The organism is Bacillus coahuilensis m4-4 (assembly GCF_000171615.1).
Classification (GTDB): Bacteria; Bacillota; Bacilli; order Bacillales; family Bacillaceae_K; genus Bacillus_T; species Bacillus_T coahuilensis.
Window position 1 is genome coordinate 1 of the sequence record NZ_ABFU01000130.1, and the last position, 12,592, is coordinate 12,592.

General features: G+C 39.6%; 5 protein-coding genes, 21 tRNA genes, 2 rRNA genes and 1 pseudogene. 1 reads left to right on the forward strand and 28 read right to left on the reverse strand.

The annotated features are described in order from the left end of the window. The coding region (locus M44_RS27440; protein WP_010177345.1) for a hypothetical protein at positions 1-456 on the forward strand (456 nt) is incomplete at its 5' end. A 52-nt stretch (positions 457-508) separates the two neighbouring features. Here the strand turns inward: M44_RS27440 and M44_RS18895 are convergent. The 28 genes and pseudogenes from M44_RS18895 to M44_RS19035 all read right to left on the reverse strand — a co-directional run. Further along, positions 509-2,920, reverse strand: coding sequence for a glycogen/starch/alpha-glucan phosphorylase (locus M44_RS18895; RefSeq protein WP_010177347.1), 2,412 nt, complete (start codon positions 2,918-2,920; stop codon positions 509-511). Further along, positions 2,910-4,361 carry a glycogen synthase GlgA gene (gene glgA, locus M44_RS18900; protein WP_010177349.1) on the reverse strand — a complete coding sequence of 484 codons (1,452 nt, stop codon included), beginning with the start codon at positions 4,359-4,361 and terminating at the stop codon, positions 2,910-2,912. Before glgA ends, M44_RS18895 begins: the two co-directional genes overlap by 11 nt. Beyond that, the gene (locus M44_RS18905; protein ID WP_010177351.1) at positions 4,358-5,386 is read right to left on the reverse strand and encodes a GlgC family sugar phosphate nucleotidyltransferase; all 1,029 of its coding nucleotides are present in this window, start codon (positions 5,384-5,386) and stop codon (positions 4,358-4,360) included. Before M44_RS18905 ends, glgA begins: the two co-directional genes overlap by 4 nt. Positions 5,387-5,416: 30 nt before the next feature. Then, entirely contained in the window at positions 5,417-6,565 is a 1,149-nt protein-coding gene (locus M44_RS18910; RefSeq protein WP_010177353.1) for a glucose-1-phosphate adenylyltransferase, read from the reverse strand. Positions 6,566-6,581: 16 nt separating this feature from the next. Further along, positions 6,582-8,448 (reverse strand): annotated as a pseudogene (gene glgB, locus M44_RS24470) (1,4-alpha-glucan branching enzyme). A 621-nt stretch (positions 8,449-9,069) separates the two neighbouring features. Next, positions 9,070-9,141 (reverse strand) — tRNA-Glu (locus M44_RS18925). Positions 9,142-9,145: 4 nt separating this feature from the next. Beyond that, positions 9,146-9,236, reverse strand: a tRNA-Ser gene (locus M44_RS18930). A 13-nt stretch (positions 9,237-9,249) separates the two neighbouring features. Then, positions 9,250-9,324, reverse strand: a tRNA-Asn gene (locus tag M44_RS18935). A gap of 9 nt (positions 9,325-9,333) precedes the next feature. Continuing rightward, positions 9,334-9,410: transfer RNA gene (locus tag M44_RS18940), tRNA-Ile, on the reverse strand. Position 9,411: 1 nt separating this feature from the next. Further along, positions 9,412-9,485: transfer RNA gene (locus M44_RS18945), tRNA-Gly, on the reverse strand. Between the two features lie 8 nt (positions 9,486-9,493). Continuing rightward, positions 9,494-9,569, reverse strand: a tRNA-His gene (locus M44_RS18950). 14 nt (positions 9,570-9,583) lie between these two features. Next, positions 9,584-9,659: transfer RNA gene (locus M44_RS18955), tRNA-Phe, on the reverse strand. 23 nt (positions 9,660-9,682) lie between these two features. Next, a tRNA-Asp gene (locus M44_RS18960) sits at positions 9,683-9,758 on the reverse strand. A 10-nt stretch (positions 9,759-9,768) separates the two neighbouring features. Next, positions 9,769-9,842, reverse strand: a tRNA-Met gene (locus M44_RS18965). Between the two features lie 373 nt (positions 9,843-10,215). Then, positions 10,216-10,308 (reverse strand) — tRNA-Ser (locus tag M44_RS18970). 8 nt (positions 10,309-10,316) lie between these two features. Continuing rightward, positions 10,317-10,393, reverse strand: a tRNA-Ile gene (locus M44_RS18975). 17 nt (positions 10,394-10,410) lie between these two features. Continuing rightward, positions 10,411-10,487: transfer RNA gene (locus M44_RS18980), tRNA-Met, on the reverse strand. 19 nt (positions 10,488-10,506) lie between these two features. Then, positions 10,507-10,582, reverse strand: a tRNA-Ala gene (locus M44_RS18985). A gap of 13 nt (positions 10,583-10,595) precedes the next feature. Further along, positions 10,596-10,669 (reverse strand) — tRNA-Pro (locus M44_RS18990). Positions 10,670-10,707: 38 nt separating this feature from the next. Next, a tRNA-Arg gene (locus M44_RS18995) sits at positions 10,708-10,784 on the reverse strand. 6 nt (positions 10,785-10,790) lie between these two features. Then, positions 10,791-10,879: transfer RNA gene (locus M44_RS19000), tRNA-Leu, on the reverse strand. Positions 10,880-10,886: 7 nt separating this feature from the next. Next, positions 10,887-10,961 (reverse strand) — tRNA-Gly (locus M44_RS19005). 16 nt (positions 10,962-10,977) lie between these two features. Continuing rightward, a tRNA-Leu gene (locus M44_RS19010) sits at positions 10,978-11,062 on the reverse strand. 9 nt (positions 11,063-11,071) lie between these two features. Then, positions 11,072-11,147: transfer RNA gene (locus M44_RS19015), tRNA-Lys, on the reverse strand. Positions 11,148-11,313: 166 nt separating this feature from the next. Next, positions 11,314-11,389: transfer RNA gene (locus M44_RS19020), tRNA-Thr, on the reverse strand. A gap of 187 nt (positions 11,390-11,576) precedes the next feature. Beyond that, a tRNA-Val gene (locus M44_RS19025) sits at positions 11,577-11,652 on the reverse strand. Between the two features lie 9 nt (positions 11,653-11,661). Then, positions 11,662-11,777: ribosomal RNA gene (gene rrf / locus M44_RS19030) — 5S ribosomal RNA — on the reverse strand. A 127-nt stretch (positions 11,778-11,904) separates the two neighbouring features. Next, positions 11,905-12,592: ribosomal RNA gene (locus M44_RS19035) — 23S ribosomal RNA — on the reverse strand; the annotation flags it as partial.

Below are 12,592 nucleotides of genomic sequence, written 5' to 3' on the forward strand. Positions count from 1 at the left end.
CCGTATGAACGCTTAGAGATTGTTCCTTACACTCTTTATTGTGTTGACCATACACCTGATCAAAGCATGAATGAATACCGACCTGTGGAAGAAGAAGTATTAGAACCTCCCCATGACAATACGTATACGAAAAGAAGACAGGATGAAACAAGAGATTATCAAGATAGCTTCCAAGAAGTCGGTAGATTCGGAACGTCTGAAACACCTTCTGATTTCAATGGAGATTACAATAGCTATGAACATCTGTACCAAGATGGAGATTTCGACCGTGAAGGCTTCACGGAGAACTACGAAACTTTTACAGCTACTGATATTGAGGGGAAAGATCGAAAAGTTATGCCGTCAAGAAAGCATGAAGAATACGAAAAACAATTAGACGATCAAGGGACAGAAGCACCTTTCGGTGATGTACCCTATCACTACCGAGATTCTTATGTTGATGATGATAAAGAGTAATGTTTAAAGGAAAAGGGAATCCGTTTAATTCGGATTCCCTTTTCTTTTAACCTTATTTCCTAATCAATGAATATTGCTCAATTCCCCAAATATCTTTAGCATATTCTGCTATAGTTCTGTCACTTGAGAAATAACCAGAGTGCGCAATATTTAGTATGCTTTTTCTTAGCCATTCTTTTGGATGCTTATACGTAGCATTAATTTTTTCATGGGCGTCTACATACGCTGAGAAATCTCGCAAAACAAAATAATAATCGTTTTCTGTTAAAAGAGAATCATAGATCAAATCGAATGGTTCGTCATTATCTGAGAAAAATCCATTAACCAACTGATTAACCACCTGGCGAATACGTTCGTCATGATGATAATACTCACTAGCTACATACCCACCATAAGAATAGTAATCTAGCACTTGTTCTGATCTAAGACCAAAAATGAACATATTTTCTTGGCCAACTCTTTCAGCCATTTCGACGTTTGCACCGTCTAGTGTTCCAATAGTAAGGGCTCCGTTCATCATAAACTTCATATTCCCAGTGCCGGAAGCTTCTTTACTAGCAGTTGATATTTGTTCACTCACATTTGCAGCTGGTATAATTTCTTCAGCTAGAGATACTCTATAATTCTCTAAAAATACCACTTTAATTAAATCTTTTGTTTTGGGATCATGATTCACTTTATTCGCAACGGAATGTATTAATTTGATGATTTTTTTCGCATAGTAATATCCTGGAGATGCTTTCGCACCAAAAATAAATGTTTGAGGATGCATAGTAAAAGAAGAATCTTCCTTAATACGATTATACAAATACATGATATGTAGCACATTTAGCAACTGTCTTTTATAGGCATGGAGTCTCTTTACTTGCACATCAAAAATAGATTCTGTATCAACAGATAGTCCATTTTGATCCAATATCCTGGCAGCCAATTGCTCTTTTTTTATTTGTTTTACTTTTTTCATGTCTTCTTGAAGAACAGAGTCATTTGAATATCTTTCTAGTTCCATCAACTGTTCGGGATCTTTAATAAATGAATCGCCTATCGTATGAACTAGTAGCTGAGTTAACTCAGGATTTGATTTTAATAACCATCTACGGTGAGTGATTCCATTGGTTTTATTATTAAACTTTTCAGGAGAGAAATTGTAGAACATGTTCATTTCTCTTGTTTTTAATATTTCAGTATGAAGTTTAGCTACACCATTGACACTGTAACTACCTGCAATAGCAAGATGTGCCATTTTCACTTCATCATAACTTATAATGGCCATATGCTTTATTCTATCCCACTCGCCAGGATACTTTTCCCACAATTGTTGACAATATCGCTCGTTAATTTCATGAACAATACCATAAATTCTCGGTAGTAGCGGTTGAAAAATTCGGACTGACCATTTTTCCAGCGCTTCTGATAACGTTGTATGATTGGTATAACAGAACGTCTTTGTCGTTACCCGCCATGCCTTATCCCAGTCTAATCCGTATTCATCTAAAAGGATTCTCATTAACTCTGGAATTGCTAAAACCGGATGTGTATCGTTAATATGAATAGCAACATGTTCTGGTAAGTCCTCGATATTGGATTGTCTCGAAGAAAATTGGCGAAGAATGGTTTTAACACTTGCTGAAACTAAGAAATATTGTTGCTTTAGACGTAAAATTTTCCCTTCATCATGCGTATCATCTGGGTACAAAAATTCTGATATTGCTTCTGTATCCCTCTTATATCTCATCATGTCACGATTAGGTTGGTACCTAGAAGGCTCAGCGCTCCAAAGTCTTAGTGTATTGACTGTTGTGTTTTGATATCCTACAACAGGTAGATCATAAGGTACAGCACTTACATATTCTGCATCTCTGTGCTCAAAGATTAACTTTCCATCTTTCCCTTTAATCGTTTCAACTCTTCCCCAAAATGGCACCTCTACGGTTAAATCTGGCTTTCTTACCTCCCATACATGGCCGTGTCGTAACCACTGCTCTGGAAGCTCGACCTGAAACCCATCTACAATTCGTTGCTCAAATAATCCGTGCTTGTAGCGAATTCCATATCCATGACCTGGAAGATCTAATGATGCTAATGAATCCATGAAACATGCAGCTAGTCTCCCTAATCCCCCGTTTCCTAGACCAGCATCCGATTCTACTTCTTCTAAGTCATGGAGCGATATACCAAGGTCATGAAGACCCTCTTGGACAATATCGTAAATACCTAAATTTAATAAATTTTGACCTAAAAGACGGCCTAACAAGAACTCTATGGATAAATAATACACCTGCTTTTTTTGATTCAATCTATAGTGTTCATTCGTTTGAATCCAGTTGGTGCTAATATGCTCCCTAATCATGTTTCCTAAAATATGAAATTGATCTCGTTTCGTGGAATCTGGAAAGGCTTTTCCTAGACTCATCTCGATTCTTTTAAGGAACGACTCTTTAAATTCATTTTTATCAGAAAACATGAGTTTCACTCCTAGATCTTAACTCTTCATAGAGTTGATTATACCGGTAGGCAGACTGAGCCCAACTAAAATCTTTCACCATTCCACGATAAATTAGCTTATCCCATACTTCCTTTTGCGGGTAATAAGCCAAGGCTCTCTTGACGGTGTGCATCATATCATGAGCATTAAAATTCTTGAAGGTAAATCCATTTCCATCCCCTGTTAACTCATCATACGAAAACACAGTATCGTTTAATCCTCCCGTCTCTCTAACTACTGGAACTGTTCCATACTTCATAGCAATCATTTGCCCTAATCCACAAGGCTCAAACTTTGAAGGCATTAAAAAGATATCAGAACCAGCATAAATACGATGAGCAAATGCCTCATCAAATCCTATTGTTGCACTTACTCGATTCCCATATTTATAAGAAACATGTCTAAAGAAATTCTCAAATTCATATTCACCTGTGCCTAACAGAACAAACTGGAAATCCTCCGTCCAAAGAAGCTCTTCTAATACATGTTGGATAAGTTCTAAACCTTTTTGCTTTGTTAGCCTAGTAACCATCGAAATAATAGGACGTTCCAAATTGACTTCAAGTCCTATTTCTTCCTGTAATTTTCTTTTATTTTCAGTTTTACCTGCCAGTTTAGATGGAGAATAAGGGTGAATATTCTCATCAATTGCAGGATTGTATACGTCCTCATCAATTCCGTTTAAGATTCCGACAATATCGCTCTTTCTAGTGGATAAAACACCTTCTAATTTTTCACCAAAGTAAGGGTGCATGATTTCATTACGATACGTAGGACTCACTGTCGTAATATAGTCTGAGGCTAATAGCGCACCTTTCATGAAATTCATATTTCCGTAGAACTCTAAGTGTTCGTGGGTATAAAACCACTGGGGCACCATTAATAATTCGGAAAGCACTTGTTTAGGAAAGATACCTTGAAAATGAAGGTTATGGATTGTAAACAAGCTTTTTATAAAATGATAGTTTGGTTTATGGATATATTCCGTCCGTAATAAGAATGGAACCATAGCCGTATGCCAATCATGACAATGAACTAAATCAGGATAAAAATCCAAATGTGGAAAGCTTTCTAAAACCGCTCTTGTAAAGAAAGCAAAGCGCTCACCATCATCGTAATGTCCATACATGGAATCGCGGTTGAAATAATAAATATTATCAACAAAATAATAGAGGACACCCTCATGATTACATACTTCAATTCCACAGTATTGCTTTCTCCAGCCTACTTGAACTTCATACTCTACTACTTTCGACATTTGAGACCGAACATGCTCAGAAATAATTCCGTATTTAGGCATCATGACGCGAATATCTGTACCTAACTTAATAATTTCCTTTGGCAATGCCCCTGCGACGTCTCCTAAACCTCCTGATTTTGCAAATGGTACACTTTCTGATACAACGAATAATACTTTCACGAATTCATCAACTCTCCTTGAATGACCCCTTTTCTGATTACAATCGGGTTATCTTGCGTTCCAATTAATTTAACATTATCCTCTACCTTTACATCTTTATCTAAAATTACATGCTCTAATACACAGTTTTCACCAATTTGAACCTTTTGCATAATAATGCAATTCTTAATCGTTGAGTTCTCTCCCACTCTCACAGATCGAAAAATCACGCTACTTTCTATGTTCCCTTTAATGGTGCATCCATTTGCGACCATTGAATTTTTAACAATGGTATCTTTTCCATAATGAGTAGGCGGTTCATCTTTTACTTTCGTAAATATTGGAGATTGTGGTAGAAATAGTTGCTTCCATATACTAGGATCTAACAAACTCATATTTACATCCATATACTCTCTAATACTCGAAACTTTATATGCGTAATTGGAATATTCATATTGAGCAAGTGCGTAATCATGATGAAGATCTAGGACTACTTCATTAATGGATGAATAACCTGTTTGAAGTCTAGTTTCAATCAACTCAATGAGTAAAGAGGTCGAGATGATGAATATATTTAATGATTCTCCTTTTTTTGTTACTTCTGTGATATCTACATTGTTCTCAATATGACGATCTAATATAGGTTTTAAATCCATATTGCATACAATGTCGCAGTCACTAATGACTGCATATTCTTGTTTACTTCGATAGAAAAAATCTAGATGATGAGCAAAATGATGAAAGTTTCCAGTTCCTTCAATGGTCACTTCATTCTCTGGAGAAGGTAAAAAGAAAAGTCCATCTCTTTTACGGTTCAAGTCCCAATTCTTACCTGAACCTAAATGATCCATTAATGATCGATATTGGTATTTTGGAAAAATAGCCACACTATCTATGCCTGAATTCACCATACTAGATAAAATAAAATCAATAAAACGATATCTGCCTCCAACTGGTACTGCTGCAAGTGAGCGATGGAGCAATAAATCTTGCATGGATGAATAATATGTTGTTGCATCAATAATACCTAACATGGATTTATACATAATACTTCCACCTTTCGTTGATGTAATGGATTATACTTCTTCTCGAGAACGTAAATAGTCATCGGTCACTAAAATAATTTCCTCGTTATCCTCGATAGGACGAACAAACGCATTAATTGGAACTACTACATCATTGGAAACGATGCAATTTTCGATAAAAGCCCTCTCACCAATTACAGCACCTGGCATAATAACTGAGTTTTTAACTATAGCATCTCGCCCTATGGTTACTCCATGAAATAGAACAGAATGATCTACGGTCCCTTCAACAACACATCCTTCATTAATGAGTGAGTCCTTAATGATGGCATCATCTGAAATAAATTGAGGAGGTTGATTTGGATTGACGGAATAGATTCTCCAATCGCGATCATATAAATTTAATTCATTATCTTCCTGCAGTAGATCCATATTGGCTTCCCATAAGCTCTTAATGGTTCCTACATCTTTCCAATATCCTTTAAAAGAATGAGCCATTAATTTTTTCCCCTCGTCAAGCAACAAAGGTATAATATCTTTTCCAAAGTCATGGCTAGAGGCTGGATTACGTTCATCCATCTCTAAGTACTCTTTTAAGACTTTCCAATTAAACACATACACGCCCATTGATGCCAAATTATTTTTAGGATGAGCAGGCTTTTCTTCAAATTCTAACACTCTATAATCCTCGTTTGTGTTCATAATTCCAAATCTACTAGCTTCAGACCACGGTACTTCAATAACCGAAATGGTGACATCTGCTTTGTTTTGAATATGATCATTTAACATTTCACGGTAGTCCATTTTATAAATATGGTCACCAGAAAGAATTAACACATGTTCTGGTTCATATTGCTCGATATAATTAAAATTTTGATAGATTGCACTCGCTGTACCGGAATACCACCTAACTTGAGAGGATTCACTATATGGAGGAAGAACTGTTACACCTCCATGTCTGCGATCTAAATCCCACGCGCTACCTATACCTATATAAGAATTCAAGACTAATGGTTGATATTGTGTTAGTACTCCAACCGTATCAATCCCAGAATTTGTGCAATTACTTAAAGGAAAGTCAATAATTCTATATTTCCCTCCAAAAGGGACAGCTGGTTTTGCTAAACTTTTTGTTAAAGAACTTAATCGGCTTCCTTTTCCACCTGCTAATAACATCGCAACACAACTCACATTACTCATATAGATTAATCCCCTTTCAATTAAATACTGGTTGTAAATACACAAATCCGTAAGGTGGTATTGTTAATTCAATACTATGAGATAGACCATGGAACCCTTCATTTCTCACGACTAAGGGTACGGGATTTATTTGGTTAGATCCTCCGTATACTTCCCTATCACTATTCATAATTTCTTCATAGTATTCTGCTTCTTCGACACCCACTCTGTAATGATGATAAGGTATAGGGGTGAAGTTAAACACAGCAATCAAGTAGTCTTCTTTATTTGTACCTTTTCTTATAAATGAAATAATACTTTGGTGATGGTTATTAACATCAATCCATTGAAACCCATCAGAATGATGATCCATTTCATATAAGGAACTGCTATCTTTGTACAGATGCATCAGATCAATAAAATAATGGTTAAATGAAAGATGTTGGTCATAATGTAATAAGTGCCAATCTAACTGCTCTAAATCCTTCCATTCTGAGAAGGGGGCTAACTCAGAACCCATAAATAGTAATTTTTTTCCTGGATGAGCAACTAAGTATCCCATTAGTAATCTAAGTTGAGCAAACTTTCTGCCAATAATCTCCTGGCATTTTATCTAGTAAACTCTTTTTCCCATGTACTACTTCATCATGAGAAAGAGGGAGAACGTAATTTTCAGAAAAGGCATATAGTAATGAAAAAGTTAATAGATGATGCACATTTTTTCTTTCTTCATATGGTGTTTCCATATACTTTAAGAAATCATTCATCCATCCCATATTCCATTTATAATTAAAACCAAGGCCTCCATAATGAGTGGGAGCTGTTACTAGTGGCCAATCTGTAGAATCCTCTGCCATCATCAAGGCATTTGGTTTATATTCAAAAACAGCCTTATTGAGCTCTCGTAAAAACTCAATTCCTCCGTTATTGGCAACTAACTCTCCTCTATTGGGCCAGTACAGAATGTTGGCAACAGCATCAATCCTAAATCCATCTAAATGAAACTCTTCTATCCAATACCTTGCATTCGAAATTAAAAAGCTTTTTACTTCATTTCGGTGGAGATTAAAGTTTGCTGTCCCCCATGTATAATTTTCACGGTCTCCCTCTGTTTCATATTCATATAAAAAGCTGCCATCAAAACGGGATAATCCATGAGCATCTTTACAAAAGTGACCAGGAACCCAATCCAGAATGACACCAATATTTTGAACATGACATTGATTCACAAAGTACTTTAATTCCTCAGGTGTTCCGTACCTACTGGTAGGAGCATAATACCCTGTACCTTGATAGCCCCAGGATCTATCAAATGGATGCTCTGTAAGTGGCATTAATTCTACATGAGTAAAACCATGCTTTACTAAATAAGGAACTAACGTATCACCTAATTCTTTGTATGTATAAAATACTTCTTTCCCTTTTATTTTCCATGTTCCAAAATGAACCTCATAAATGAATAAAGGCTTATCATAGACTTTCTGCATTTGACATGAATGCAACCATTCATCATCATTCCATAAAAATGGGCGCTCTCTACGAATGATACCTGACGTGTTCGGTCTTCTTTCTGTATAGGTTGCAAAGGGATCTGTCTTAACCAATCTCTCTCCAGAAAGAGATACTATTTCATATTTGTACATTTCTCCATCTAGGGATCTTGGCACTGATAGAAACCATATGCCTCCGTCGTTTAATCTCTCCATTTCATAACTCTGCCCATCCCAGTCGTTAAAAGAGCCGATTACCTTCACTTCCTTAGCATTTGGGGCCCATACACAAAACGTAGTGATAATATACTCGTTGATTTCGTGAATATGAGCACCAAATGTTCGGTAGGCTTCATAAAGTTTCCCTTCATGAAATAAGTGAATATCAAAGTTACTTGGATAAATATTTTTCATGTCTTCACCTGCTTATACTGTTGTCCTTACTAACTTCTTTCTTTTCATTTTGATCATTCCCTTTATTTTTTATATGACATTTCTCGACTTTATGAAAAACAAAACAGTTTCATAAATCTACAGGATTATAAGAATTGGGATTTATCCTACATAACAACAAAAGTGTTACCGTTTACAACCTCTGATTAGAGGGGTTTGATAAAACATAGTGAAGAAAAAGAGAAGAGGCTGGGAATGTCGAATTCTGATGTATATTGATGATGAAAAAAACATAACTTTTTTAGTCTTTAAAAAAGAAGGAGCAATTATTAATATTTATATAATGATAATGCCACTTAGTATTAATGATGAATAACGTTAATAGATGCGTTTTTATTGTTGTGTAATTTTCTTAATTCTCAAAATATATGATTTATAAGAATTGGAGGAATATATTCTATCCTGGCATATTCTAAAAAAAAATATTGTAATATATCATATGACAAAGAAAAGAATAAGAAGTGATGAATGCGAATTTCGTTACTAGTGAGTTAGCTATATGAAAAGGATAGAATGAGGATTAGTAGGAGAGTTAATCAAATTTGAAGACGAAAAAAAAACTATCCAGAATGGATAGTTTTATGACCCGTACGGGATTCGAACCCGTGTTACCGCCGTGAAAGGGCGGTGTCTTAACCGCTTGACCAACGGGCCAATCTGGCGGAGAAGGAGGGATTTGAACCCTCGCGCCGGTTACCCGACCTACACCCTTAGCAGGGGCGCCTCTTCAGCCACTTGAGTACTTCCCCAAATAAAATAAAATGGCTCCGCAGGCAGGACTCGAACCTGCGACCGATCGGTTAACAGCCGATAGCTCTACCACTGAGCTACTGCGGAACATTTCTATGGTGGGCCTAAGTGGACTCGAACCACCGACCTCACGCTTATCAGGCGTGCGCTCTAACCAGCTGAGCTATAGGCCCATGGAGCGGGTGATGGGAATCGAACCCACGACATCAGCTTGGAAGGCTGAGGTTTTACCATTAAACTACACCCGCAAAAAATATGGGGCGACTGATGGGAATCGAACCCACGAATGCCTGAACCACAATCAGGTGCGTTAACCACTTCGCCACAACCGCCATAAGTTAAAAAATGGTGGCTCAGGACGGAATCGAACCGCCGACACATGGATTTTCAGTCCATTGCTCTACCAACTGAGCTACTGAGCCTAATAATAAAGATAAATAGTAAATGGCGGTCCCGACGGGAATCGAACCCGCGATCTCCTGCGTGACAGGCAGGCATGTTAACCGCTACACCACGGGACCAGATGGATTATTGCGGGGGCAGGATTTGAACCTGCGACCTTCGGGTTATGAGCCCGACGAGCTACCGAACTGCTCCACCCCGCGACAATAAAAACTATTACTAGGTATTTTCATGATCTTATTCTTTAGAAAACTGTCCCGATCTCAGAAAGCTATTCAAGATGCAGCTCGATCGGTACAACTCGATGTGGATTCAAGAAGCATATGCTCGTTGCTCCACCCCGCGACAATAAAAACTATTACTAGGTATTTTCATGATCTTATTCTTTAGAAAACTGTCCCGATCTCAGAAAGCTATTCAAGATGCAGCTCGATCGGTACAACTCGATGTGGATTCAAGAAGCATATGCTCGTTGCTCCACCCCGCGACAATAAAAACTATTACTAGGTATTCCCATGATTTTCTGTAGAATAATCATCATAAAACTTGATATATGATACTACCATCTATAAAAAATGGCGGAGGAAGAGGGATTCGAACCCCCGCGCGGTGTAACCCGCCTGTCGGTTTTCAAGACCGATCCCTTCAGCCGGACTTGGGTATTCCTCCGTATCATATGGTGGACCTTGTAGGACTCGAACCTACGACCGGACGGTTATGAGCCGTCTGCTCTAACCAACTGAGCTAAAGGTCCAAGAACTCAGGTAATTATGGTAGCGGCGGAGGGGATCGAACCCCCGACCTCACGGGTATGAACCGTACGCTCTAGCCAGCTGAGCTACACCGCCATAACTATCTTATTAAAATTGGTGGAGCCTAGCGGGATCGAACCGCTGACCTCCTGCGTGCAAAGCAGGCGCTCTCCCAGCTGAGCTAAGGCCCCATTAAAAAAGTAATCGGGAAGACAGGATTTGAACCTGCGACCCCTTGGTCCCAAACCAAGTGCTCTACCAAGCTGAGCTACTCCCCGTAAAACGTAAAGTTATTACTTCAGCAGAGCATATAAAATGGCGCGCCCGACAGGAGTCGAACCCATAACCTTCTGATCCGTAGTCAGACGCTCTATCCAATTGAGCTACGGGCGCTAATAATGGTGCCGAGGACCGGAATCGAACCGGTACGGTAGTCACCTACCGCAGGATTTTAAGTCCTGTGCGTCTGCCAGTTCCGCCACCCCGGCACACCATTGGAGCGGAAGACGGGATTCGAACCCGCGACCCCCACCTTGGCAAGGTGGTGTTCTACCACTGAACTACTTCCGCAGAGTATGAAATTTAATGGTGCGGGTGAAGGGAGTCGAACCCCCACGCCTTGCGGCGCCAGATCCTAAGTCTGGTGCGTCTGCCAATTCCGCCACACCCGCAATATCAAATGGTGAGCCATGCAGGATTCGAACCTGCGACCCTCTGATTAAAAGTCAGATGCTCTACCAACTGAGCTAATGGCTCCAATGAAGTGTAAAGAATAGTAATGACTAGTCTAAGAACTGACGTCCAGCTTTCAGGTAGATGATTCAAGAAGCAGCTCAAGCTGTACGCTAGAAGCTTCTCTATGAAGGTCACTCTTTCGTGCTCTACCAACTGAGCTAATGGCTCTAAACTTGTACATTTAAAGTGGTGCCGGCGAGAGGACTTGAACCCCCAACCTACTGATTACAAGTCAGTTGCTCTACCAATTGAGCTACACCGGCAATTTTGTTAGATAATATACTGTAGTTGTCTTATAAACCGTCGCCCAAATCTCAGAGAGATTATTCAAGCAGCAGCTCGATTTGTACGCTGATGAAAAGCTCCGAGGCTTATTCACCGTGCTCTACCAATTGAGCTACACCGGCAATTTTGTAAAGTAAATACTACAGTTATCTTAGTTAGATAAAATGGTGGAGGATGACGGGATCGAACCGCCGACCCCCTGCTTGTAAGGCAGGTGCTCTCCCAGCTGAGCTAATCCTCCGTATTATATGCCTGGCGACGTCCTACTCTCACAGGGGGAATCCCCCAACTACCATCGGCGCTGAAGAGCTTAACTTCCGTGTTCGGTATGGGAACGGGTGTGACCTCTTCGCTGTTGCCACCAGACTTTTATTAGAGACAAATTCTATTATACTCAAATCTTGAAAGATTTCAAGATTTTTTAAAATATTTTGTACTCTCAAAACTAGATAAAGTTCATGAAGATACGTTGAATATCGTGTGTTAGATTATTTTGGTTAAGTCCTCGACCGATTAGTATTCGTCAGCTCCATATGTCACCATACTTCCACCTCGAACCTATCAACCTGATCATCTTTCAGGGGTCTTACTTCAAAGAAAGAGAAATCTCATCTTGAGGGGGGCTTCATGCTTAGATGCTTTCAGCACTTATCCCTTCCGCACATAGCTACCCAGCGATGCCTTTGGCAAGACAACTGGTACACCAGCGGTGCGTCCATCCCGGTCCTCTCGTACTAAGGACAGCTCCTCTCAAATTTCTTACGCCCACGACGGATAGGGACCGAACTGTCTCACGACGTTCTGAACCCAGCTCGCGTACCGCTTTAATGGGCGAACAGCCCAACCCTTGGGACCGACTACAGCCCCAGGATGCGATGAGCCGACATCGAGGTGCCAAACCTCCCCGTCGATGTGGACTCTTGGGGGAGATAAGCCTGTTATCCCCGGGGTAGCTTTTATCCGTTGAGCGATGGCCCTTCCATGCGGAACCACCGGATCACTAAGCCCGACTTTCGTCCCTGCTCGACTTGTAGGTCTCGCAGTCAAGCTCCCTTGTGCCTTTACACTCTACGAATGATTTCCAACCATTCTGAGGGAAACCTTTGGGCGCCTCCGTTACCTTTTAGGAGGCGAACGCCCAGTCAAACTGCCCACCTGACACTGTCTCCCACCCCGGATCA